Origin of the sequence: Phyllobacterium lublinensis (assembly GCF_020164435.1) — a bacterium.
GTDB classification, from domain to species: domain Bacteria; phylum Pseudomonadota; class Alphaproteobacteria; order Rhizobiales; family Rhizobiaceae; genus Phyllobacterium; species Phyllobacterium lublinensis.
Genome location: NZ_JAIUDQ010000014.1, coordinates 54,385 through 78,678 on the forward strand (window position 1 = coordinate 54,385; position 24,294 = coordinate 78,678).

Genomic DNA, 24,294 nt, shown 5'->3' on the forward strand with positions numbered 1-24,294 from the left:
ATGACTGATCAGAAGAAAATCACGATCTATGTCGACGCCGACGCCTGCCCTGTGAAGGCGGAAATCTACCGCGTTGCCGAACGCTATGGCGTCAAGGTCTACGTTGTCTCCAATTCCTTCATGGCCATTCCCCGCGATCCGATGATCGAGCGTGTGATTGTCAGTGACGGTTTCGATGCGGCCGATGATTGGATTGCCGAGCGCGTCTCCCGCGGCGATGTTGTCGTCACGGCCGATATTCCGCTTGCGAGCCGCTGTGTCAAAGCCGGAGCCGACGCCATTTCGCCGACAGGGCGAGCCTTCACGGAAAGCTCGATCGGCAACACGCTTGCAACGCGCAACCTCATGGATGAACTGCGATCGGCCGGGCAGATTACCGGAGGTCCACGCCCCTTTTCTGCCCGGGACCGGTCGACCTTTCTTTCCGCGCTCGACCTGGCGATCGTGCGGCTAAAACGTGCAGGTTTTGCAACGTGAGGCAGTCCGATTGGACCATGCACAACGAATTTGCAAGGCTCCCCTGCACGGCCTTGACCCCGCTCGCCATTGACGAAACGCCCCATAACCTCTACGAGAGCGCAACAAAGCTATAGGCGTGCTGCCCGTGCTCATGGAAGCCGGGCCCCAAACACCAGCCCAAACCCGTACTTGAAAGTTCATTTATGACTATTTTCGATTCTATCGCTCCGGCGCTGTCCGGTGCATTGGCAGCCCGTGGGTATGAGACCTTGACGCCGGTGCAGACCGCCGTTCTGGCGCCCGAGGCGGAGAATGCAGACCTTCTGGTTTCGGCGCAGACCGGCTCCGGCAAGACAGTCGCATTCGGCATTGCCATTGCTCCGACATTGCTCGACGGTGAAGACCGCTTCACCTCCATCGGTGCACCTTACGCGCTGGTGATTGCTCCCACACGCGAGCTTGCACTGCAGGTGCGCCGCGAACTGGAATGGCTCTACGAGCAGACCGGTGCCCGCATCGCCTCCTGCGTTGGCGGCATGGACATGACCAAGGAGCGCCGTGCGCTCAGCCAGGGCGCGCATATCGTCGTCGGCACACCTGGCCGTTTGCGCGACCACATCACGCGCGGCTCGCTGGATATGAAGGAACTGCGCGCCGTCGTGCTCGATGAAGCCGATGAAATGCTCGATCTCGGTTTCCGCGAAGACCTGGAATTCATTCTCGGCGAAGCGCCAAAGGATCGCCGTACCCTGATGTTCTCGGCGACAGTGCCGAAACCCATCGCACAGCTCGCCAAGCAGTTCCAGAATGACGCGCTGCGCATTTCGGCGACGAACGACCGCGAACAGCACAGCGATATTGAATATCACATCATGCCGGTCGCTCCGCGCGAACGCGAGAACGCCATTATCAACGCGCTTCTCTACTACGACGCGCAGAATACCATTATCTTCGGCTCGACCCGCGAGGCGGTGAAGCATCTGACGAGCCGGCTCTCCAACCGGGGCTTCAATGTCGTATCGCTGTCGGGCGAACTGAGCCAGGCAGAGCGCACCAATGCGCTGCAGGCCATGCGTGACGGACGTGCCCGCGTCTGCGTTGCCACCGACGTTGCGGCCCGCGGCATCGACCTTCCCAACCTGGACCTCGTCATCCATGCCGACCTGCCCAACAATTCCGAGACGCTGCTGCATCGCAGCGGGCGTACGGGACGTGCCGGTCGCAAGGGCATCTGCGTCCTCATCGTGCCGCCATCACGGCGCCGCACGGCCGAGCGCCTGTTGCAGGGCGCCAAGTTGGCCACGACCATGGTGCCTCCGCCAGATGCCGCAGCCATCAACAAGCGCAACCATGATCGCATCCTCAACGATCCTTCGCTGACGGAAGCAATTGCCGAGGATGAAGCAACCCATGTCAGGGAGCTGCTGGCCCTCCATTCCCCGGAACAGGTTGCCGCCGCTTACCTGCGCCAGCAGATGGCAGCGCGTCCTGCTCCGGAAGAGCTGTCCTCGACGCCCTCCCACGTGCTCGAACCGATACGCGACTCCGGTCGCAAGGGCCGTTTCGAGGATCGTCCGGAACGCGGCGAACGAGCGCCACGCGGACGCAATGAAGATTTCGAGAGCGGCGCATGGTTCTCCGTGAGCGTCGGGCGCAAGCAGCGCGCCGAGCCGCGCTGGTTGCTGCCACTGATCTGCAAGGCCGGTGATCTCACCAAGACCGATGTCGGTTCGATCAAGATTCTCGAGACGGAAACCCGTTTTGAAATCACCGCCAGCAAGGCCGACGCGTTCCTGGCGAGGATCAAGCAGTTTGGCAGCGGCGAAAAGGGCGTGAACATCACCCGCAGCGAAGGCCCCGGCTTCTCATCGCCACGCCGCGAAGGCGGTGATTACAAGGCCAAGAAAAGCTTTGGCGAAAAACGCGACTGGGATTCCGCCAAGCCCCGCAGCCGCGATGACAAGCCGAAATCCGACTGGGCAGTCAAGCCGGCCAAGGCGAAGCCGGAAGGCTGGACCACAGAAAAGCCTGAAAAGCCGAAGAAAACACCAAAAGAACGCAAACCAGGTGAACTGCATGGCTTTGATAAATACAAAGCCAAGAAGGCACGGAAAGCCGCAGCGGGAGGAGCTGAGTAATTCAGCGCGTTCGCATGATCTGGAAAAGCCTCGTCCTGCGACGAGGCTTTTTTTATGGCTGGACCCTCGCGGCGTCTATGAGGCGGGCCGCATCCTCGCTGCTCCAGTCGGCGGGACCGTTCATCGCGGCGATCTGACAACCTTCCTTGTCGACAAGCACCGTCACCGGCAGGCCGAATGCGAGGTTCTTGCGCTTCAGGTCATTGAACACACCCATTGATGCGTCACGATAAAGTTCAAGCGATTTGACGCCAATCTCGTCGAGAAATGCCTTCGGCTTTGCATCGTCGCCCGTGTCGATGTTGATGGCCACGACCTTGAAGTCTTCGCCGCCCTTCTTCGTCTCCAACGCATCAAGCGCCGGCATTTCCTCGCGACATGGAACGCACCACGTTGCCCAGAGGTTGACGAGCACTGTCTTGCCCCTGAAGTCCTCAAGCCGGACCGGCTTGCCATCCGGTCCGTTAAAAGTCAGGGATGACATCGACTGTGGCGCGTCAGCGCCGCGCATGGCCGCGACGGCCCCCGTTGCTGCCGTATCGATGGCCTTGGCGCGGTCGGCCTTGAGCGCGCACTGGTCGGCCGGGTTTGTTCCCGCGACAATATTGCCAGAGGGCCGCTCCATCACGTATACCGCAATCGCACCGGCAACGATGCCCGCAAGACCTGCAAGGAGAACGATCGTCCTGCTTACGTTGCGTGGCGTTTTCTGCTTTTTGTTGCCGTCCGTCATATCTGCTCTCATCCTACGCACCCAAGGCGCTTTTCATGTCCGACAAGAAGAACAGCAATGAAATGTGGGGCGGCCGTTTTGCCTCCGGTCCCGCCGCGATCATGGAAGAAATCAATGCTTCCATCGGCTTTGACCAAAAACTTTACGCCCAGGACATTCAGGGTTCTCTTGCCCATGCTGCCATGCTTGCGAAAACGGGCATAATCGGGGCGGACGATCACGACAAGATCGCAAGTGGCCTGAACACGATATTGTCAGAAATCGAAAGCGGAAAGTTTACCTTCTCGCGCAAGCTTGAAGACATTCACATGAATGTCGAATCGCGACTGGCGGAATTGATCGGGCCTTCAGCCGGCCGCTTGCACACCGCCCGTTCACGCAACGACCAGGTTGCCGTGGATTTCCGTCTTTGGGTCAAGGCTGAATTCGAAAAGACGGCGATTGCGCTGAAGAGGCTTATCGAAGCCTTCCTGAAGCGCGCCGAAGAACATGCCGCAACACTGATGCCCGGTTTCACCCATCTCCAGACGGCGCAGCCGGTCACTTTCGGCCATCACTGCATGGCCTATGTGGAAATGTTCGGCCGCGATCTTTCCCGCGTCCGGGATGCTATCAGGCGAATGGATGAATCGCCGCTCGGCGCCGCAGCCCTTGCCGGAAGCGGTTTTCCCATCGACCGTCACATGACAGCCAAGGCGCTCGGCTTCCGGGAACCGACCCGCAATTCGCTCGACAGCGTCTCCGATCGCGACTTTGCGCTCGAATTCCTCTCGACGGCGGCCATCACCGCAACGCACCTGTCGCGGCTTGCCGAGGAAATCGTCATCTGGTCGACGCCGCAATTCGGCTTCGTGCGCCTGTCGGACTCCTTCTCCACCGGCTCTTCAATCATGCCGCAGAAAAAGAACCCCGATGCCGCAGAGCTCGTCCGTGCCAAGACCGGGCGCATCACCGGTTCTCTGGTCGGCCTCCTGACCGTGATGAAGGGACTGCCGCTCACCTATTCCAAGGACATGCAGGAAGACAAGGAAGCGGTCTTCGACGCGGCCGAAACACTCGAGCTTGCCGTTGCCGCCATGACCGGCATGGTTGGCGACATGACCATCAACACGGTGGCCATGAAAAAGGCGGCAGGCTCAGGCTATTCCACCGCGACCGATCTTGCCGACTGGCTCGTCCGTGAGCTTGGGCTGCCCTTCCGCGAAGCGCATCACGTGACCGGGCGAGCCGTTGCGCTCGCCGAACAGAACAGATGCGACCTCGGCAAGCTTTCGCTTGAGGACCTGCAGCAGATCCATCCCGGCATCACTGAAGCCGTTTTCGGCTATCTGACCGTCGATAAATCGGTTCGGAGCCGCAAATCCTATGGCGGTACCGCACCGGGCGAGGTTCGCCGGCAAATCCGGTTCTGGCAAAAGCGCATCGCCAGGCTTTAGTCCTCGCCTATCTCCCCCTAGGGGGAGATAATCGGCATGGCCGTCGAACCACATGACAACCCTTCCATAAAAACCCGTCATGCTCTAGACAAGGCAGAACCCATTCGGACGACAGGATCCAACTCGATGACAAGCCGTTCTTTTCTGACGACAATTCTCATGGCGGTTGCGATTGCTGGCGCTGTTTCCGCCTGCGGCCGGAAAGGCCCGCTTGAACCGCCTCCGGCCTCTGTGACGTCGATGCCTGGCGGACCGAATCAGGCAACCCCGCCGGCCGCGGACAGGCGCTTCATTCTCGACCCATTGATCTAGGCTGATTTTACGTGAACCATTTCGACTACAGGGACGGCGTCCTTCACGCCGAGGACGTCAGCATACCCGATATCGCCAAGGTGGTCGGAACGCCCTTCTATTGCTATTCGACGGCTACCATCGAGCGCCATTTCAAGGTCTTCTCGGCCGCATTCGCCGATATGGACACGCTGGTCTGCTATGCCCTCAAGGCCAATTCCAACCAGGCCGTGTTGAAAACATTGGCCCGCCTCGGTTCGGGCGCCGATGTCGTATCTGAGGGAGAACTGCGCCGGGCCCTCGCCGCAGGCATTCCCGCCAGCAAGATTGTATTCTCAGGCGTTGGCAAGAAGCCATCCGAGATGGACTTTGCGCTGGCTGCAGGCATTCACTGTTTCAACGTCGAATCCGAGCCGGAACTGGAACTTCTATCCGTCCGGGCCGTAGCGGCGGGCAAAACCGCACCGGTATCGCTGCGGATCAATCCCGATGTCGATGCAAAGACACACAAGAAAATCTCGACGGGCAAGTCCGAGAACAAATTCGGCATTCCACTGGCGAAGGCCAGCTCGGTCTATGCCCGCGCCGCCCGGCTTCCCGGCCTCAGGATCGTCGGTGTCGACATGCATATCGGCAGCCAGATCACCGATCTCGAGCCGTTTGACAATGCCTTCAGGCTGCTTGCTGAATTTGTCGCCCAACTCAAGGCCGATGGCCATGACATCAAGCATGTCGATCTTGGCGGCGGGCTCGGCATTCCCTACCATTTCGACAACAATCCGCCGCCACTGCCTGATGCCTACGCGCAGATCGTCGCCAGGCACATCAAACCGCTTGGCCTCAAGACCATCTTCGAGCCCGGCCGCCTTATCATCGGCAATGCCGGAATCCTCGTCACCGAGGTCATCTACCTCAAGGAAGGCGACGCCAGGAACTTCATCATCGTCGACGCGGCGATGAACGATCTCATCCGCCCGACGCTGTACGACGCCTTCCATACGATCCGCCCGGTCAAGGAGCCATCCCCCAGTCATCCGCGCATTCGCGGCGATGTGGTCGGCCCCGTCTGCGAAACCGGCGACTATCTCGGCCTTGACCGCGACCTGCCGCGGCCTGCTCCAGGCGATCTCATCGCCATTGGCACTGCAGGCGCCTATGGTGCCGTACAGGCGGGAACCTATAATACGCGCCTGCTGGTCCCCGAAGTGTTGGTAAACGGCGACCGGTTTCACGTCGTTCGGGCAAGGACGACCTATGACGAGCTGATCGGGCTCGATTCGATCCCTGACTGGCTCTAAAACTCAGGGAAGGCGGCCCATCCCGTCGCTTGGCTCCGCCCCTCCCCACAAGGGGGAGGGAAGCTGCGCAGCAGCAGGGAGGGGTTTTCTTCAAGTCTCACGTCACTTTACACAAACCAGTGATCGCATTTTTACCCCAAGGCCTCGCCTTTGCCACGATGAATGCTATTCTCCCATGAGACCAACACCGTCGATGTCGGCGAGATGGAGTGCGTATGACCAGTCAACACCCCGATCCACGGGACGCTGAAAGGGTCAGGTTCGATATTTTCAGGAGTATCGATCGCCTCCGTTTGTCTGCCTGGCTGACAATCGCGCTAGAACGCCTTTGGCCGCTGGTTTTGCCTCTGCTACTCGTGCTGGCGGCGTTTCTTTCATTGTCCTGGTTCGGCGCGTTCCGCATGATGCCGGACTGGCTTCGGCTTGCCGTGCTTGGATTGTTCGCGCTTTCGATTCCCGCCGGCCTTTATCTTCTGCTGAAATTCCGCCTTCCGACCCATGCCGAGATCAGCCAGCGGCTAGAAAACGTCAATACTCTTGACCATCAGCCAATCACCGTGCAGTCGGAAGACCTTGCAGCAAATACGGATGATCCGTTCGCTCGGGCCCTCTGGGACGAACATCGCAGGCGCATGGCCGAGCGAATCCGCGACCTGAAGAGCGGTCTGCCGCAGACTCGCGTTGCCGAACGCGACCCCTGGGCCTTGCGGGCACTGCTCGGCCTGCTGCTCTTCATTGCCTTTGCCTTTTCGGAAGGTCCGCTCGGAGGGCGTATCAGCGATGCGTTCCGCAGCCACGGGACATCCGACGCGATACCGCCGCGCATTGATGCCTGGGTAACGCCCCCGCGCTACACGGGACGCGCACCTGTCTTCCTGACCTCGGCAGCGAACACCGAGGAGCGACAATTCACGATTCCTCAGGACAGCACGCTTGTCATCCGCATCATAGGTGGAAGCGGCTCGGAAAAAGTCACCCAGACATTGGTTGGCGGTGACGCGGCGGAAATCCCGGCCAAGGATGAGGTCAACGGCGAGGACGCCGCCAGCATCAACACGAAGCCGCGAAATTTCGAAGTGCCGCTTGGCGCCGACAGCACGGTGACGCTCTCCGGATATGGCTCCCCGCTTTCGCAATGGAGCTTCGCGGTCATTCCTGACCAGCCGCCTTCGATCCGCTTTACCAAGGATCCCTCCAGCGCCGTCAACGGCACCATGGAGGTTTATTACGAGTTGAAGGATGACTACGGTGCTGCCGGAGCTCTTGCCAGCATCGAACCGGCCATACCGTCAGCCGACAAGGGCGCCAGGCCGCTCTATACAGCCCCGGATCTTCCCCTCGCCCTGCCGAGACGCGGCGATCAGCCCAAGGAAATGAAGACCACCAAGGATCTGACCGAACATCCTTGGGCTGGCTCGGAAATCCGCATGACGCTGGTCGCAACGGATGACGCCAAGCAGGAAGCACGAAGTGAAACCAAGACGCTGGTGATGCCCGAACGGCCGTTCGCCAACCCGCTGGCCCGCGCCGTCATCGAACAGCGGCGTATTCTGGCGCTCAATGGCAATGCCAAGCCGGATGTGCTGAACACGCTTGACGGCCTGACGATCTGGCCGGAGGAAACGATCAAGAACGCATCGCATTACCTTGCCTTGCGCAGCATCCGCTCGCGCCTCAATCTGGCCCGCAACGACGACCAGCTGCGCGACGTCGTATCCTACATGTGGCAGGTTGCTCGCGGGATCGAAGACGGTGCGTTGTCCGACGCAGAACGCCGGCTGCGTCAGGCGCAGGAAGCCCTCAAGCAGGCGCTTGAGCGCGGTGCCAGCCAGGAAGAAATCGAAAAACTCATGGCCGAGTTGCGCAAGGCGATGAACGAGTATTTGCGTGAGTTTGCCGAAAGGGCGCAGAAGAACCCGAATATGGCCCAGGCGCCGGATCCCAACGCGCAGGAGCTGCGCCAGGAGGACATTGACCGCATGCTCGACCAGATCGAGGATCTGGCCAAGCAGGGCGCGCGCGATCAGGCCCAGCAACTGCTGTCCGAACTCGAAAACATGATGAACAATCTTCAGATGGGCCAGCAGCAAGGACAGAACCAGCAAGGCCGCCAGATGCGGCAGCAAATGGACAAGCTGGGAGAACTGATGCGGCGCCAGCAGGACATGATGAACCAGACCCATCGGCTGGAACAGCAGCGCCAGAACGGCATGCAGCAGGATTACGGCCAGCAAGGTCAACAGGGTCAGCAGGGTCAGCAGGGGCAGCAAGGTCAACAGGGACAGATGTCCGAAGAGGATATCGCCAATGCGTTGCGCGGCCTGCAGGAAGGCCAGAACAAGCTTCAGTCAGACCTGGAGCAGATGATGAAGGACCTGAAAGGGCTTGGCATCAACCCCGGCAAGGATTTCGGTGAAGCCGGCAAGTCCATGGGCGAGGCTGGCAAATCGCTCGGTGAAGCCGATGGCGGTCAGGCTGTCGATCAGCAGAGCAACGCGCTTGATGCCCTGCGTCGTGGTGGACAGGACATGATGAAGCAGATGCAGCAGGCGATGGGCCAGGAAGGCCAGGCCGGGCGGCGCAACGGCCAGCAGAACAGCCGTCAGGACCCGCTTGGCCGACCGCAGCGAAGTGGTGAACAGGAGTTTTTCAGCAAGGACATGCTGCCCGGCGAGATTGATATCCAGCGGGCACGCCAGATCCTCGAGGAAATCCGGCGCCGTCTTGGAAATGCACTCAGCCCGCAGATGGAGAAAGACTATCTGGAACGGTTGCTGAAGTTTGATTGATAGCTTGGGCGCGCGTCGCGTTCACCCGGCCTCGGTCGAGGGCGCCTATTCCTTCACCACGCCGACATAGGGCAACTGCCGGAACGAGTGCCCGACATCCATGCCGTAGCCGACGACAAAATAATCCGGGCACTCAAAGCCCTTGAAATCCGCTTCTATGTCCGTCTTGCGCTTGACGCTCTTGTCGAGGAGAACCGCAATAGTAACGCTGCGGGCGCCACGCTGCAACATCAGTTCGCGGGTGAATTTCAGCGTCCTTCCCGATTCCAGGATATCGTCGATCAGGAGGACATCGCGGCCATGGACATCGCTGTCTATGTCACGCAGCAGACGCACTTCACCGCTCTCCGTCCCCTTGCCATAGCTTGAAACGGTGATGAACTCGACATCGGGCTCCGCTCCCGCGTCGTGCATGGCGCGGATGAGATCGGCAGCGAAAATGAAGGAGCCCTTCAGAATCGAGATCACGAGCAGATTCTCGAAATTGCGCGCGACTACCGCCTTGGCAAGTTCGAGGTTGCGATCGGCAATCGTCTGCGCGCTGAAGAGAACCTCGATATTTTTTCCGCCGACCTTGGGCATGCTGTCTTCCTGACTGAACGGTATGGATAGGCAAATCTGTTTGACGAGCCTGCCATAGCCCAATCTGCTTGGCAAAAGCAAAAGTTGGTCGGGATCAGCGCGAAAACAACACGTGACCGCCGCTGATCCAGAATGCCGATGCGGCTGCCATCGCGACCAGAAACCAGTATCCTGCACCGGGAAGCTTGCCTTGAGCTCGGCCCGGCTGCTGGAGGAATGCGATCCCTTCTTCCACCAACGAGTCCGCCGACAATCGAATTGGGCCGCGATCGGTCATCCCGCCCGCAACCGATTCTCCTGAAATCGTGACGGTTTCATAATAGACTTCCTCGGCAACGCCCCTTTTGAAGGTCGTCGCGCCAAGAAAATCCGCCTCGTTTTCGCCAATCACTGGCCTGAATTGCGTCATTGCATGGTTTTCCGGTCATCCCGCCATGTTGCAGTCATGTTCCTCCGAATCATGGAGCAAGGTTACTGCACAAAAATTAACGGTTCGGCGGACATCCAACCGTTATTGACGGTGGCCAAACCCGTCTGCGGTGAATAGAACACGCGTAGACAAAAATCTGGAAGTTACGCTTGATTCGTTTTGAGAATGTCGGTTTGCGCTATGGGATGGGCCCGGAGGTTCTGCGTGATGTCAGCCTCCACATTTCACCGCGATCATTCCAGTTCCTGACCGGCCCATCGGGCGCCGGCAAGACCTCCTTGCTGCGTCTGCTGTTCATGACGCTGAAGCCGACGCGTGGGCTGATTACCGTCTTCGGCAAGGACATTGCGACGATCTCGTCCAGGGAAATGCCACTGCTGCGCCGCCGTATCGGCGTCGTGTTCCAGGACTTCCGTCTGCTTGATCACATGACGACCTATCAGAATGTGGCGCTGCCGCTGCGCGTGCGCGGCAAGGAAGAGGCAACCTATCGCGCCGAGGTCGAGGAGCTCTTGCACTGGGTCGGGCTCGGCGAGCGCATGCATGTCCTGCCACCGGTCCTGTCCGGCGGGGAGAAGCAGCGCGCTGCCATCGCCCGCGCGCTGATCGATCAGCCGGAAATCCTTCTGGCGGACGAGCCGACCGGCAATGTCGATCCGCCGCTGGCAAGGCGTCTGTTGCGGCTTTTCGGCGAACTCAACCGCTCCGGAACGGCCGTGGTCATTGCAACGCACGACCTGACCCTCATGGATCAGATCAATGCGCGGCGCATGATCCTCGATCAGGGGAGGCTCGACATTTATGATTGATGCCGCCCGCCTCAGGGAACAGGCACTGGTCCTGCTCGGCAAGGCCACCGGGCTGGTGCGCCGCAATAGCGGCCAGGCGCCGATCGTTCCGGCGGGAAACGTCGTCGGTCATGCGCTCATGATCGTCATCGCCATCATGACATTTCTCGCCTGCCTTACCATCGGTGCAGTCAGCCTGGTCCAATCGACGGCTGCCACCTGGCAGAGCCAGATTTCGACCGAGGCAACCATCCAGATCAGGCCGGTCGAAGGCCAGGAGATGGAGGCATTGCTCAACCAGGCGAGTAGCATCGCGCAGGGCTTTTCCGGCGTCAAATCCACGCGGATCGTCGACCGCGAAGCCACGGCGCGGCTCCTCGAGCCATGGCTTGGCACCGGCCTCGACATTGATGAGCTGCCGGTCCCGCGGCTTGTGATCGTGACGCTGGATGAGGCCACGCCGCCGGACTTCGCCGCCATTCGCAGCGCCCTCGTCAAGGATGTGCCCGGCGCAAGCTTCGACGATCACCGCACCTGGGTCGACCGTCTGGTCTCGATGGCGCGATCGACCGTCCTTATCGGCATGGCCGTGCTCGGTCTCGTCATTGCCGCAACGGTCCTTACCGTGATCTTCGCCACGCGCGGCGCAATGGCTGGCAATGAGCACATCATTGAAGTGCTGCATTTCATCGGCGCCGAGCAGAAATTCGTCGCGCGTCAGTTCGAGAGGCATTTTTTCTGGACTGCGTTGAAGGGCGCGCTTTGCGGCGGTGCACTGGCGATGATCATATTCCTCGGTTTCGCCTGGTGGTCCTCGCGCAACCTCGCAACACCGGAGGCGGACCAGGCAACGGCGCTGTTCGGCAACTTTTCCATCGGATCCGGCGGCTATTCCGGCGTGGTCCTGATCATATTGGCGGTCAGTGTACTGACCATGATTACAACACGAATGACGGTCATAGCGCATCTCAGGCAGGTGGACGGGCGCGCGGGCGACAGTCACGAAAATTAAACTGGTCCTATCTATTTTGAATACATGGATTTTACCAAGCTCCGGCTGTTTGACCCCCTCAGGATCCACGAGCTACAAGCAAGGCGATTGCGACGCGGAATGAACGGGTTGAACGACAGCAACGGCAAGACAGGCACCGGTGGGCAAGGCCGGGCCGGACGGATGATGACGTTCATCCGCAAGCGGATCGTACTTCCCCTCTTCATTCTCAGTGTGATTTCGCTCGGTCTGTTTATCGGCGGCTTCATTGTTTTCAGTGACCACGTCAGTACCCTGCCGGTGCCGGACCTCACGGAACCAGCCGATGGCATCGTTGTCCTGACCGGCGGCTTCTCGCGCATTGAAGGGGCGCTTGAACTCCTCAAGAACAAGCGCGGCGAGCGGCTGTTCATCAGCGGGGTTCATTCCTCCACCAACCGCAGTGAATTGCAGCGCGTCACCGGCGGCGACGCCACGCTGTTCGAATGCTGTGTCGACATCGACCGGTCAGCGCTGGATACGATCGGCAATGCGGCCGAGAGCGTCAAATGGGCCAATGCGAACCAGTACAAGCGGGTTATCGTCGTCACCAACAATTACCATATCCCGAGGACGATGTTCGAACTCCAGCGCGCCTCGCGCGACATCGAGTTTATTCCCTACCCCATCACCAACACCAATCTTCGCGATGGCAACTGGATCACCCGTGGCCTGGTGGTGCGGGTCCTTCTCGTTGAATATGTCAAATATGTCGGTGCCATCATCCGGTGCCAGTTGCCAGCCCGCCTGTCGGAGGTCACCACCTCGCTGCTGCATGGGATCAAGGGCTAGGTCCAATCGACATTCAGGTTTCGGGCGTGGCGCGCGCGAATTTTGTGCCTGAACAGGAGAAGGGGCTCGGTGGAGTTGACCCTCCACGAGGGCTTTCGACGCATCCAGGGGCAAAATCCGCGCGCGCCACGCTCCAAACCCTGAATGTCGATTGGACCTAGGCGATGCTCTTAATCTGGTTCACGCCACGTCCCATTTAGTATAACCAAGGCCGCAAGCCATTCGAAGTCATTCCGGGACCCTCATGACGATCATCCGATCACTTGCTTTCAATACGGCATTCTACCTCAACCTGATCATCCAGATGATCATCTTCACGCCCTATTATTTCCTGAGCCCGCGCAAGCAGGCGTGGAGCGTCCCGAAGAACTGGGCCAAATCCAATCTCTGGTTGCAGAAGGTGATCGCCGGCACCGACCATCACATAGACGGTCTCGAGAATATTCCGGAAGGGCCCTATATCTGCGCGGCCAAGCACCAGTCGTTCTGGGATACCTATGCGTTTCTTCCCCACATCGCCGACCCCGTCTACATTCTCAAGCGCGAACTGACCTGGATCCCGCTGTTCGGCTGGTACATCCAGAAAATGAAAATGGTGCCGATCGATCGCGGCAAACGGTCTGCCGCCATGAAGACCGCCGTGAACGGTGCACGGCAGGCTGTCGCCGGGAACAGGCAATTGATGATCTATCCCGAAGGCACCCGCACCGCACCAGGTGCGCCGCCCCATTACAAATATGGAGTCGCCCATATCTACGGGGAACTCGGCATCCCCGTGGTTCCCATCGCGCATAATGCGGGGCTCTACTGGCCGCGGCGCAAGTTCATGCGCTATCCGGGAACGATCCGCTGTCGCATCCTGCCGCCGATCCAGCCGGGCCTGGACAATGATACATTCCTGAAGGAACTCGAAAGAGTGACCGAGGCCGCCTGCGACGAACTTCTGATTGAAGCGGCAAAATCGGACAATCCACCACCCATGCCACCAACGGCCGTCAACCGGCTGCGCGAGCTCGGAGTCAACGTTTAGAAAAACCCCCGCTAACCCTGAGCGCCCCCATCAACCGCTGCAACCACCGCTTCCATCCAATGGTCGCGGATGTTCATCTTGCGCATGTGTTCGAGCGTATTGTGGACGTAGTCTTCATTGCGGCCGGACTGGCCGACGGAGCCGCGGACGGCGGCGGCCGCGTCATGGACAGACAGCACGCCGGCATATTGGACATGGTTGCGGTCGACGATATAGGTCAATGCCTCGACCTTGCGACCATCCTCCAGCCGAATGCCGAGCCGCCGCTCCAGATATACATTCGTAACCAGTTCCCTTTCACGCAGATAGGCAATCACCTCGTCCTCAAGATCGCCGGGCACGCGAAATGCCATGCCAAGGCACGACCCTCCCCGGTCGAGCCCGAGGACCAGGCCGGGCTGTTCAGGCGTTCCGCGGTGCACATAGGAGCGCACGCAGAGTGCCCGCCGATAGCCGTGCAGGCGGGCGTGCAGGGTCTCCACATGCGCAAAGCCCGGCTTCCACATCAAAGAACCATAGCCAAAGACCCAAAAATCGCCCATATCCATCCTGATAGCTTTGCTGCACCACGAAGCGTCTTCCCCTGATCGATAGCGAGAGCCGGACCATGCCGTCAAGCACCACCGAGAGCAGCAAAAAGCGCGGACGACTCCTGAAATATCTTGTCGGGGGCGTTGTACTGCTCGGCGCGGTCTACACCACCGGCTGGTATTATCTGGCCAATGAACTCCAGGGCCGCGTGACGACCAATATCGAAGCCTTCAAGGCAAGGGGCATCGATGCCACCTGCGAGAACGTCCGTGCCAGCGGCTTTCCGTTGCGGGTAGGCGTCGACTGCAGCCGGGTTGGCTGGGCCGATCCTGCAAAAAACCTGTCCGTTACGGCGGGCACTTTCCGTTCGGCGGCGCAGATCTATAATCCCATGCAGATCGTCAGCAGCATCGCGGGCCCGGCCGCGATCGATGTGCCCGGTCTGATGCCTCTCGACGCAAAGTGGGAGAAACTTACCTCCAGCATCCAGTTGGACAAGCCGCTGCCAAGGCAAATATCGGTGCAAGGCAGCAACATCATCGTCAACCAGCGTGGCACGGCTGCCGATGCCGCACCCCTTGCATCCGTAAAGGACGGCGAACTGCACTTCAGCACAAGCGAACCGCAGATGGATGTCGCCCTTGCGTTCAACCAGCTCAAGATCGCTGACAACCTCATCGACAACCGGTCGCTACCTGAACTGACCGGCGCGGCGGATGTCCAGCTTGCCAATGGCTTTGCACTGCTTGGTAAGCCGGAACGGGACCTGACGGTCCTGCGCGGCCAATCCGGAACCTTGCGCAAGGTGGATCTTGCATTTGCCGATGGCAGCGGCATCGCCGTTTCAGGCCCATTCGCCATTGCCGATGATGGCCGCATCAGCGGCGACTTCACCGTGACGATGCGCAATCCGGAAGGCGTTGCACAGGCGCTTCAGGGCATCTTTCCGGAGGCCGGCAACACGATCTCTTCGGTACTTCAGGCAATGGCCTTTGTGCCAAGGGACGAAACCGGTGCGCCGACGCTGCCGATCACTGTAAAGAAGGGCAAAATGTCGGTGGGCTTTATCAGCCTGGGACGCTTGCCCTCCCTGTAAGCTTGCACCGAGCCATTGACGGGGTGCCGGTAAAGTCGCTGTGCGTGGTTCGACAAGCTCACCATGAGGGGATTTGTGAGGCTGCACAATAACAACCAACCCCGCAGACTTTAGCGCGTTGCGATCAATCCACCTCCCTCATGGTGAGCTCGTCGAACCACGCATCACGGCATTGCCCGCAAGTCCTCATTGTCGCTAAGCCGCGGCAAATATCGATGAATTCAGCATCCAGATATTGCACATCTGAACGCCCTTCAGGACTATGAAGCTACACTGTTTCCAGAAACACCAGCCTGAAAATCACGTTGGACTTTGACTGGCCTTCTGACGACCGAAATCCGGCGCATCGACTTCCTGGCCGGCATCGATGATGCCGCGACGGACCGCGCGTGTTCGCGTGAACAGATCGAACAGCGCATCGCCGTCGCCCCATCGAACCGAACGCTGCAGGGACGCGAGGTCTTCCGAAAAGCGCGCCAGCATTTCAAGAATGGCTTCCTTGTTGTGCAGACAGACGTCCCGCCACATGGTGGGGTCGGAAGCGGCCAGTCGGGTGAAGTCGCGGAAGCCCGACGCCGAGTATTTGATCACTTCGGAATTGGTCACTTCCTCAAGATCACTGGCCGTGCCAACGATGTTATAGGCAATAAGATGCGGCAGGTGCGAGACAATGGCGAGCACGCGGTCGTGATGGACCGGATCCATCGTGTCGAGCCGCGAACCGCATGCCTGCCAGAACTTCGTCAGCCGGTCCACTGCTGCAGGGTCGGTACCTTCAAGCGGCGTCAGAATGCACCAGCGATTGGCGAACAGATCCGCAAAACCGGCATCCGGGCCGGAATATTCGGTACCGGCCAACGGGTGGCCCGGGATGAAATGGACATTGGCGGGAAGTTCGGGCTGCATCTGCGCGATGACCGAACCCTTGGTCGAGCCCACATCGGTCACTATGGCGCCGGGTTTCAACGAGCCGGCAATCTGCCGGGCAACGGCGCCTGACGAACCCACGGGCACCGAGACGATGACGAGATCGGCGCCCTTTACTGCCTCGGCGCTGTCGAGTGAGTAGCTGTCGCCGAGCCCAAGTTCTTTCGCGCGCGCCAGCGTGGTCTCGCTGCGGGTGGAAATGACGATCTGACCGGCGAGGCCCTCGCGCTTGATGACGCGGGCAAGCGACGAGCCGATAAGGCCGATGCCGATCAGGGCGATTTTATCAAAATGAACGTTGGACATAGTTTATTTCATGAATTCGGAGAGTGCAGCGACTACGCCGCGATTGGCTTCTTCGGATCCGATGGTAAGGCGCAACGCGTTGGGAAATCCGTATCCCGCAACGCGGCGCAAAATATACCCTCTGCTCGTGAGATACATGTCTGCCTTTTCAGCCGACTTCGCACTATCGTCCGGAAAGTGGATAAGCAGGAAGTTGCCGACCGACGGTGTCACGCGCAGGCCAAGGGCGGTAATCTCTTCAGTCAACCACGGCAACCATTTCTCATTGAACGCGATTGCCTGGTCGACATGCGCCCGGTCGCGGATCGCAGCGGCACCGGCAGCGATTGCCGCGGAATTCATATTGAACGGTCCACGAATGCGGTTGACGGCATCGATGACATGATGAGGCGCGAACATCCAGCCGATACGGAGTGCCGCAAGCCCGTGAATCTTGGAAAAGGTCCGGGTCATGACGACATTCTCAAAGGATGACACGAGTTCGACACCGGCTTCGTAGTCGTTGCGGCGCACATATTCCGCATAGGCGGCATCGAGCACCAGCAACACGTTCTTCGGCAGTCCGGCATGCAGGCGGCGAACTTCCTCGAAGGGAAGATAGGTACCCGTTGGATTGTTCGGATTGGCAAGGAAAACGATCTTCGTGCGCGGCGTCACCGCGCTCAAGATGGAATCGACCTCGGCGCGATGGTTCTTCTCATCGGCGACGACCGGCGTTGCACCCGCAGCCATGATGTAGATCTTGTACACCATGAAGCCATGTTCCGTGTAGATCGCCTCATCGCCGGGCGACAGATAGGTCTGGCAGAGCAGACCAAGCAATTCATCGGAGCCATTGCCGCAGAGGATATTGCCCGCATTCAGTCCGTGCACGTCGGCGATGGCCTTCTTCAAGGCAGTCGCCTGACCATCCGGATATATTTCCAGCTTCAGCGCGGCCTCGCGATAAGCTTCTACAGCGTGCTTGCTGGCGCCGAGCGGCGTTTCGTTGGACGACAGCTTATGGACCTTCGCGACACCCGGAGCATGTTCCTTGCCGGGAACATAGGCTGCTATGTCGAGTATGCCGGCTTTGGGTGTTGGTCGCGTGTCTTTAACTGTCGTGGTCATGATTGATCCGTGGCATCGTTCGATCGATGGTCAGATGCTGGCAAACAAGCCAAAAGGTTTTCACCCCCCGCTGTCCTGCCGGACATCTGCCCCACAAGGGGAGATCAGCTTGTATGAGCGTTTCCGCCAATTTTCAACGTTGTAAATTGACTAAACCGTTGGTGTCGGTCGATCTCCCCCTTATTGGGGCGGGGTCCGGCAGGACGGAGCGCGTGAGAAAAGCATATGATTTTCTTTTCCGCGAACCGTAAAACCTTTGAAATGCAAAGAAACCATTGACTTTGCCATGGCTGCAACCATACCTAGCCCGCACTCTAGATTGCATAGCCATGACCAAAGCCAGCCAATCAACGCCACAAATCGATCAGAAGAGCCAGGAAGCGACAAATCCCCACAGCCCTGTGGTGGATTTTGGTGCCGACAGGCCGCTGCATCTCGATAGCGGTGTTTCCCTGTCTCCATTTCGCATTGCCTATCAGTCCTATGGCGAGCTCAACGCCGACAAATCCAATGCAATCCTCATCTGCCATGCGCTGACCGGCGACCAGCATGTCGCGAATGTGCATCCGGTGACCGGCAAGTCCGGGTGGTGGGAAACACTCGTAGGCCCCGGCAAGCCGATCGATACGGACCGGTATTTCGTCCTCTGCTCCAACGTGCTTGGCGGCTGCCTCGGCTCGACCGGGCCGGCCTCGATCAATCCCGAGACCGGCATGGCCTATGCACTTGACCTGCCCGTCATCACCATTGCCGACATGGTGCGAGCCCAGGCTATGCTTGTCGACCATTTCGGCATCGAACAGCTATTCGCAGTCATAGGCGGCTCCATGGGCGGCATGCAGGTGCTGGAATGGGCGTCGAGCCATTCGGACAAGGTCTTTGCGGCTGTTGCCATCGCCACCGGGGCGCGCCACTCCTCACAGAATATTGCTTTCCACGAAGTGGGCCGCCAAGCAGTCATGGCTGACCCGGAGTGGAAGGAAGGCCGCTACCTTGAGGCTGGCACCGTGCCGCGAAAGGGGCTGTCCGTCGCGCGCATGGCCGCGCATATCACCTATCTGTCCGAGACCGCGTTGCACCGCAAGTTCGGCCGCAATCTGCAGGACCGGCAGAATGTGACCTTCGGGTTTGACGCGGATTTCCAGATCGAAAGCTACTTGCGTTACCAGGGCATGAGCTTCGTCGAGCGCTTCGATCCCAACTCCTATCTCTACATGACCCGTGCCATGGATTATTTCGATCTGGCGGCCGAGCACGAAGGCAGGCTTGCCGATGCGTTCGCCGGATCCAAGACCCGCTTCTGCATCGTGTCCTTCACCAGCGACTGGCTCTTCCCTACCAGCGAAAGCCGCACTGTTGCCCATGCGCTCAATGCGGCAGGCGCTTCGGTCTCGTTCGTCGAGATCGAATCCGATCGTGGCCATGATGCGTTCTTGCTCGACGAACCGGAAATGTTCTCGGCCATCAACGGCTTCATCCGTTCGGCGGCGCGTGCCAGGGGCCTGCTGCCCACATGAGCGTCAACACCCATCCCCGCGTCGACTTCGATGTCATAGCCTCGCTGGTGAGACCCGGCTCGAAGGTTCTCGACGTCGGTTGTGGTGATGGCGAACTCCTCGAACTGCTGCAGACCACCAAGGGTATCGATGGTCGTGGCGTCGAGCTTTCGCAAAAGGGTGTAAACGAATCGGTTGCGCGCGGTCTTTCGGTCATTCAGGGCGATGCCGACAGCGATCTCAAATATTACCCCGATGGCGGTTTTGATTACGTCATCCTGTCACAAACCCTGCAAGCCACCCGCAATCCGAAGAACGTCCTGACGGAGCTGCTGCGCATCGGCGAGAAGGCAATCGTCTCGTTTCCCAATTTCGGACACTGGCGTGTCCGCGCGTCGCTCGCCATCAATGGCCGCATGCCCGTGACCAAGGACTTGCCCTACAGCTGGTACGACACACCGAACATCCATTTCTGCACCATCAGCGACTTTGTCGACATGACGAAAGAAGTCGGTGCCCACGTCGAATCGGCCGTCGCACTCAACGCGCTTGGGGCGCGGCTCGGCTTCAACATGCCGTGGGGATTCTGGAACCTGTTCGGTCAACAGGCCGTATTCCTGCTCAAGCGTTAATTCGGGAATCCTGACTCAGAATCTGCAGATTCGGGGCAAAAATATCAACCAAAGATGGAAATTGTGCTGTGCTAACGCGAGCTCGCGCTTGCTGTTCCCTGCGGCGAGAGCACCGGTACGAACACCCGCCGCGACGAGCGCTTGGCCACCGGCAGACCCTGGTAGATCCGTTTCTGCGCCTCAACGATCAGCACACCGGAGAACATCGGCCAGAAGCGGCGGCCCATACGCTCGAACAGACCCGAGGGCCGCATCATCCAGCGTCGCGATGACGGCGGGAAGAACAGCGCCTCGCCCCAGGGGCCTGGGGTGAAGTTGGCTTCCCGCAGCAGCCTGGTCAGCTGACCACGGCTATAGGGCCGGCCGCTGCCAAATGGCGTGTGTTCGAAGCGCGCCCAAAGTCCGCGCCGGTTGGGCACGACGATGACCAGACGGCCATTCGGCGCCAGTACCCGCCACATTTCCTTCAGCGTTTCGCGCGGATCTTCAGCATGCTCCAATGCATGAACCATCAAGACGCGGTCCACCGCCGAATCTGGCAAGGGCAAATCTTCTTCGAAAATCAATGCTGTAGCTGATGGCTCTGCTGGCGGCCAGCTGACAGCTCCCTGTCCGGCGGGCATGAATGCAAAGGTGCGTTCCGTATCGCCGCGAAACCGGTCGAGATAGGGAACGGCGTAGCCGAGCCCGACCAGACGCTCGCCCGGCAGCTTCGGCCAGATTGGTGCCAGTGCCATGGTAATCGAGCGCTCGGTCAGGTGCCCAAGTGTTGAAGCGTAGAAAGTACGAAGATCGATGATGTCGAGATGCATGGCCGCAACGTAACATGACAAGCAGGAACATCAAGAAATGGCTGATACCGGGTTGCACCTGCCACCGGTCGGACTATCCTGACACACGCAAGCATGAAGAGAATGACCATGTCCAATCTGCAAATTGAACAGTTCACCGCCCGTACCGACAATTTCGGCGTACTGATCCACGATCCCGAGGCCAATCTGACTGCGTCCATCGATGCACCGGAAGAACAGCCGATTCTTGCCGCACTCAAACGGCGCGGCTGGAACCTGACGCATGTCTTCACGACCCATCACCACGGCGATCATGTCGAGGCGAATCTCGCGCTGAAGAAGCGTTTCGGCGTGCACATCACCGGTCCCCGGGACGAACAATCGCAGATACCGGGGATCGACCACCCGGTCAGCCACGGGGACCGGTTTCAATTCGGCAATTTCAGCGTCGAGGTCATTTCAACGCCCGGCCATACGGCGGGTGAAATCTCGTACCATATCCCGGCTGCCAAAGTCGCCTTTACCGGCGACACCCTGTTTTCCCTCGGATGCGGCCGTCTTTTCGAGGGCACGCCGGTGACGATGTTCCGATCCCTGCAGCGGCTCGTCGCCTTGCCGGGGGACACTGAAATTTACTGCGGCCACGAATACAGCGAGAGCAATGCCCGCTTTGCCCTGACCATCGATCCGGAAAATTCGGCGCTCAAGGAACGAGCACGCGAAATCTCGGCGCTCCGGGAGGCAGGGCTGCCGACCCTGCCGACAACCCTCCTTCGCGAAATGGCCACGAATCCGTTCCTGCGCTGGCACGATCCTTCCATCCGCAGGAACCTGAACATGGAGAACGCCAGCGACGAGGCCGTGTTCGCAGAGATCCGGAAACGCAAGGATAATTTCTGATGACGCTGACAGCACATGAGATCCGCCAGCACCTTGGGCTGGAGCCACATCCCGAAGGGGGTTCTTACGTTCAGACGTTCCGCGATAACCAAAGCGAATGGCCTGAAGGCGGTCGCGGTCATTCGACAGCCATCTATTTCCTGCTCGAAAGAGGTGAAGTCTCGGCCTGGCATCGCGTCAAGGATGCGGCCGAGGTCTGGCACTGGTACGGCGGCGCGCCGCTGCGTCTGATTATTGCTCCCGAAGGGTTGCCGCGCGAGACGCATCAGCTCGGTCTCGACCTGGCAGCGGGAGAGCGTCCGCAAGCTATTGTGCCAGCCGGGCAGTGGCAAACGGCTACAACGCTCGGCGACTGGACGCTGGTGGGTTGTACCGTCGCACCCGGCTTCGACTTCGCCCAGTTCGAACTGGCCGAGCCGGGGTGGGAACCTTAACGCTGCTTCAGCAGCATCTCCTTGGCCGCGAGAGCTGCTCCGAGCGTAATAAGCAGGCAGGCAAGCATGATGCGTGCCGTTGGTTCGGTAACGCCTGCGATGACCAGGACCAGCGTCGACAACAGCGGCGCAGCGTAGCTCGATGCACCGAGAACCTGTATGTTCCCGTGCTTGACCCCGTAATCCCAGACATAGAACGCAGCGCCAACCGGAAAGAGCCCGAGGCCCAGCACTGCGAGCCACTGGATGATGCCTTCTGGCCAGATCGTCTGTTCCAGCAACATATGCGAAATCAGCGAAAGAATTGAAGTAGCGGCACAAAAGCCGGTCACCGCATCTGTCGGCACGCTGGCAAACCGCCGGGACAGGAGCGAATAGGCCGCCCAGGTTATGGCGCACAGACCAGCCATCGCATAGCCGAAACTGTACTGCGCATCGAAGCCGACGCCGCCGCCCTTGGTGATAATCAGCACCGTTCCCGAAAGACCAAGCAACGTCCCCACAATATGAAACCAGCGAAGGCGCTCACCGGGCATCAATGTTGACCCAACGACAATGAACAGTGGCCACAGATAGGCTATCAGGCTTGCATCAACCGCCGGTGCGTTACGCAAAGCCGTGAAATAGAGAAAATGGTAGCCAAACAGCCCCACAACACCGAGCAACCAGACCTTTGCCGGCTGGCGCAGATGCCGCGCCGCACCCGGTCGCCACAACCAGGATACAAACCCGAGGCTCGCACCAATCGCAAAGGTCATGGCCGTCAGCTGAAATGGAGGAACCTTCCCTGAAACATCGGTAAACAGGGCGAGCATCGCCCACATGATGATCGCAAGAAATCCGACAAATGTTGCCACCCCACTGCCCCCAATGCGAAAGCAGCCGCCCCAGCCGCCTATTGTACTTTTTCGAAACGGGTCGCGTGCACCGTCACCGTACCGATCTGTGTGCCGACCTTCGCCAGTACGGGCGAATAGATAGCGGAGTCGCCAAGCGATGCAAAGGTGAGACTGATATTGCTGGAGTTTTTCAGATACTCGATGGCTTTTCGTCCCGACTGATATCCCGCGATCGGCACAAACTTTGCGGAACAGGTGATCGCGTTACCCCTGAAGCCCTTGGTTACGAACGGCTCTGTCTTGCCGGCAGGTGACAGTTTCAGATCGACTCGGGTCTGGCCGTCATAAAGATGCAGCGTCTGGGTGCAGACCTGGCTGGGGCTGTCCGCCGATACCATCACGCCGGAAATTGGATCGGCGACTGACTGAAGATCGGCGGCCGAAAGTTCAACCCAGTTCTTTTTCTTCCTGATGGGAGGAACATTGATCGTATTGGTGACATTGCCGTTGGCAAACGAGATGGACGTGCTCTTGTCGCGATTGCCATGCCTGTATTTGACGACATAGGAATTGGGTACCGGACCGTTCTTCGCAAACTGACCGCTGACATCAAGCTTACCATCGGTGTCGTCGAACAGGCTGGCCAATCCGGAGCTCGCAAGGGTCCCGGTTACCTGGTAGGTGCCATCGGTCACTTTCGTTGAAAAACTGGCCTTGGCGATAGACAGGCCATATAGCGAGATTCGATAGTCAGTCCGATAGGATTGCGCCGCCGCGGCAGGCAAAGCGGCCGTCAGCAGGGATATTGCCAAGGACATTGCCACAAATGTTTGACCGCCAAGGCGTCGGCTAGTCTTCATTTTTATCATTCCAGTCCATTGCGGTCCCTGCTATCAATTTTCGACGGCACAAAGCAGGCAAAGTTGTGACTAACATAGGAAGGCTGGCGCGATTACGCAAAAGCCATGCCAAACTTCGCAGATGCACACTTGACGCGCGCAGCTCATATCACTATAGAAACGCGACTTCCCAATAGGCCGCCTGTCCGATAAGCGCGCCGCTGCACGGCGACGTGCGATGGTAACAAGAAACATTCGGGCTATAGGTAATGAAATTTGAAGGTGAGACCCAATGTCCCGCACATGTGAATTGACCGCTAAATCGGTACAGTACGGTAACAATGTGAGCCACGCGAACAACAGAACGCGCCGCCGCTTTTTGCCGAACCTCTGCCACGTAACGCTGATCTCCGAAGCTCTCGGTCAGAGCTTCCGTCTGCGCGTTTCGGCTCATGCCCTGCGCAGTGTCGAGCATCGCGGTGGTCTGGATGCGTTCCTGGTGAAGGCTGACGAGAAGGAGCTGTCCCAGCGCGCTCGTCTTCTCAAGCGCCAGATTGCCAAGAAGTTGCTCGAAGCACCGGTTGCTGCGTAAGCAGC

At 59.2% G+C, this 24,294-nt stretch carries 25 protein-coding genes; 16 read left to right on the top strand and 9 right to left on the bottom strand.

Translation table 11 applies throughout. The features are described from left to right. Both K9U38_RS16590 and K9U38_RS16595 read left to right on the top strand, forming a co-directional pair. Nucleotides 1-477: a YaiI/YqxD family protein gene (locus K9U38_RS16590; RefSeq protein WP_224495460.1), complete on the top strand. Its 477-nt coding sequence runs from the start codon at nt 1-3 to the stop codon at nt 475-477. 185 nt (nt 478-662) lie between these two features. After that, the gene (locus K9U38_RS16595) at nt 663-2,597 is read left to right on the top strand and encodes a DEAD/DEAH box helicase (RefSeq protein ID WP_224495461.1); all 1,935 of its coding nucleotides are present in this window, start codon (nt 663-665) and stop codon (nt 2,595-2,597) included. 52 nt (nt 2,598-2,649) lie between these two features. Here the strand turns inward: K9U38_RS16595 and tlpA are convergent, their stop codons facing one another. After that, on the bottom strand, nt 2,650-3,330 hold the full coding sequence (tlpA, locus tag K9U38_RS16600; protein WP_224495462.1) for a thiol:disulfide interchange protein TlpA: 681 nt from the start codon (nt 3,328-3,330) through the stop codon (nt 2,650-2,652). Nucleotides 3,331-3,365: 35 nt separating this feature from the next. Here tlpA and argH point away from each other — a divergent pair, with 35 nt between their 5' ends. The 4 genes from argH to K9U38_RS16620 all read left to right on the top strand — a co-directional run bounded on the left by argH (nt 3,366) and on the right by K9U38_RS16620 (nt 9,144). After that, entirely contained in the window at nt 3,366-4,766 is a 1,401-nt protein-coding gene (gene argH, locus K9U38_RS16605; protein WP_224495463.1) for an argininosuccinate lyase, read from the top strand. A gap of 126 nt (nt 4,767-4,892) precedes the next feature. Next, a complete protein-coding gene (gene lptM / locus K9U38_RS16610) occupies nt 4,893-5,078 on the top strand; it encodes an LPS translocon maturation chaperone LptM (RefSeq protein WP_224495464.1) in 186 nt (61 codons plus the stop codon). An 11-nt stretch (nt 5,079-5,089) separates the two neighbouring features. After that, nucleotides 5,090-6,355: a diaminopimelate decarboxylase gene (gene lysA / locus K9U38_RS16615; RefSeq protein ID WP_224495465.1), complete on the top strand. Its 1,266-nt coding sequence runs from the start codon at nt 5,090-5,092 to the stop codon at nt 6,353-6,355. A gap of 215 nt (nt 6,356-6,570) precedes the next feature. Next, on the top strand, nt 6,571-9,144 hold the full coding sequence (locus K9U38_RS16620) for a TIGR02302 family protein (protein ID WP_224495466.1): 2,574 nt from the start codon (nt 6,571-6,573) through the stop codon (nt 9,142-9,144). 45 nt (nt 9,145-9,189) lie between these two features. Here K9U38_RS16620 and hpt read toward each other — a convergent pair whose 3' ends face one another. Beyond that, the gene (hpt, locus tag K9U38_RS16625; protein WP_224495467.1) at nt 9,190-9,726 is read right to left on the bottom strand and encodes a hypoxanthine phosphoribosyltransferase; all 537 of its coding nucleotides are present in this window, start codon (nt 9,724-9,726) and stop codon (nt 9,190-9,192) included. A 94-nt stretch (nt 9,727-9,820) separates the two neighbouring features. Beyond that, a complete protein-coding gene (locus K9U38_RS16630; protein ID WP_224495468.1) occupies nt 9,821-10,135 on the bottom strand; it encodes a hypothetical protein in 315 nt (104 codons plus the stop codon). Between the two features lie 206 nt (nt 10,136-10,341). Here K9U38_RS16630 and ftsE point away from each other — a divergent pair, with 206 nt between their 5' ends. From ftsE to K9U38_RS16650, 4 genes are all read left to right on the top strand, one after another. Next, on the top strand, nt 10,342-10,965 hold the full coding sequence (gene ftsE, locus K9U38_RS16635) for a cell division ATP-binding protein FtsE (RefSeq protein ID WP_370631974.1): 624 nt from the start codon (nt 10,342-10,344) through the stop codon (nt 10,963-10,965). After that, nucleotides 10,958-11,956 carry a cell division protein FtsX gene (locus K9U38_RS16640; protein WP_224495470.1) on the top strand — a complete coding sequence of 333 codons (999 nt, stop codon included), beginning with the start codon at nt 10,958-10,960 and terminating at the stop codon, nt 11,954-11,956. The genes ftsE and K9U38_RS16640 overlap by 8 nt, the downstream gene beginning before the upstream one ends. A 108-nt stretch (nt 11,957-12,064) precedes the next feature. Next, nucleotides 12,065-12,766, top strand: coding sequence for a YdcF family protein (locus tag K9U38_RS16645; RefSeq protein WP_224495471.1), 702 nt, complete (start codon nt 12,065-12,067; stop codon nt 12,764-12,766). 244 nt (nt 12,767-13,010) lie between these two features. After that, complete coding sequence (locus K9U38_RS16650; RefSeq protein WP_224495472.1) at nt 13,011-13,796, top strand: lysophospholipid acyltransferase family protein; 786 nt, start codon at nt 13,011-13,013, stop codon at nt 13,794-13,796. An 11-nt stretch (nt 13,797-13,807) separates the two neighbouring features. On the opposite strand, the gene K9U38_RS16655 is transcribed toward K9U38_RS16650, so the two are convergent. Beyond that, complete coding sequence (locus K9U38_RS16655) at nt 13,808-14,338, bottom strand: gamma-glutamylcyclotransferase (RefSeq protein WP_224495473.1); 531 nt, start codon at nt 14,336-14,338, stop codon at nt 13,808-13,810. A gap of 65 nt (nt 14,339-14,403) precedes the next feature. On the opposite strand from K9U38_RS16655, the gene K9U38_RS16660 reads away from it, so the two are divergent. Further along, entirely contained in the window at nt 14,404-15,423 is a 1,020-nt protein-coding gene (locus tag K9U38_RS16660; RefSeq protein WP_224495474.1) for a DUF2125 domain-containing protein, read from the top strand. A gap of 300 nt (nt 15,424-15,723) precedes the next feature. Here K9U38_RS16660 and K9U38_RS16665 read toward each other — a convergent pair whose 3' ends face one another. Together K9U38_RS16665 and hisC are read right to left on the bottom strand one after the other, a co-directional pair. Beyond that, nucleotides 15,724-16,656 (bottom strand): prephenate/arogenate dehydrogenase family protein, encoded by a 933-nt coding sequence (locus K9U38_RS16665; protein WP_224495475.1) that lies wholly within the window; start codon nt 16,654-16,656, stop codon nt 15,724-15,726. A 3-nt stretch (nt 16,657-16,659) separates the two neighbouring features. Continuing rightward, nucleotides 16,660-17,766 (bottom strand): histidinol-phosphate transaminase, encoded by a 1,107-nt coding sequence (gene hisC / locus K9U38_RS16670; RefSeq protein WP_224495476.1) that lies wholly within the window; start codon nt 17,764-17,766, stop codon nt 16,660-16,662. A gap of 329 nt (nt 17,767-18,095) precedes the next feature. Here hisC and metX point away from each other — a divergent pair, with 329 nt between their 5' ends. Next, a complete protein-coding gene (metX, locus tag K9U38_RS16675; RefSeq protein ID WP_224495477.1) occupies nt 18,096-19,283 on the top strand; it encodes a homoserine O-acetyltransferase MetX in 1,188 nt (395 codons plus the stop codon). Next, on the top strand, nt 19,280-19,894 hold the full coding sequence (gene metW, locus K9U38_RS16680; protein ID WP_224495478.1) for a methionine biosynthesis protein MetW: 615 nt from the start codon (nt 19,280-19,282) through the stop codon (nt 19,892-19,894). Before metX ends, metW begins: the two co-directional genes overlap by 4 nt. A gap of 71 nt (nt 19,895-19,965) precedes the next feature. On the opposite strand, the gene K9U38_RS16685 is transcribed toward metW, so the two are convergent. Further along, nucleotides 19,966-20,706 (bottom strand): class I SAM-dependent methyltransferase, encoded by a 741-nt coding sequence (locus tag K9U38_RS16685; RefSeq protein ID WP_224495540.1) that lies wholly within the window; start codon nt 20,704-20,706, stop codon nt 19,966-19,968. 93 nt (nt 20,707-20,799) lie between these two features. Between K9U38_RS16685 and gloB the strand changes: the two genes are divergently transcribed. Together gloB and K9U38_RS16695 are read left to right on the top strand one after the other, a co-directional pair. Then, nucleotides 20,800-21,585 (top strand): hydroxyacylglutathione hydrolase, encoded by a 786-nt coding sequence (gloB, locus tag K9U38_RS16690; protein WP_370631970.1) that lies wholly within the window; start codon nt 20,800-20,802, stop codon nt 21,583-21,585. Beyond that, entirely contained in the window at nt 21,585-22,019 is a 435-nt protein-coding gene (locus tag K9U38_RS16695) for a cupin domain-containing protein (protein ID WP_224495480.1), read from the top strand. Before gloB ends, K9U38_RS16695 begins: the two co-directional genes overlap by 1 nt. Here K9U38_RS16695 and yddG read toward each other — a convergent pair. Together yddG and K9U38_RS16705 are read right to left on the bottom strand one after the other, a co-directional pair. Further along, a complete protein-coding gene (yddG, locus tag K9U38_RS16700) occupies nt 22,016-22,876 on the bottom strand; it encodes an aromatic amino acid exporter YddG (RefSeq protein WP_224495481.1) in 861 nt (286 codons plus the stop codon). The genes K9U38_RS16695 and yddG overlap by 4 nt on opposite strands. A 38-nt stretch (nt 22,877-22,914) precedes the next feature. Next, nucleotides 22,915-23,718: a DUF3108 domain-containing protein gene (locus K9U38_RS16705; protein ID WP_224495482.1), complete on the bottom strand. Its 804-nt coding sequence runs from the start codon at nt 23,716-23,718 to the stop codon at nt 22,915-22,917. Nucleotides 23,719-23,989: 271 nt separating this feature from the next. Between K9U38_RS16705 and rpmB the strand changes: the two genes are divergently transcribed. Next, nucleotides 23,990-24,289 (top strand): 50S ribosomal protein L28, encoded by a 300-nt coding sequence (gene rpmB, locus K9U38_RS16710; protein ID WP_099997886.1) that lies wholly within the window; start codon nt 23,990-23,992, stop codon nt 24,287-24,289. The last annotated feature ends 5 nt before the right edge of the window (nt 24,290-24,294 follow it).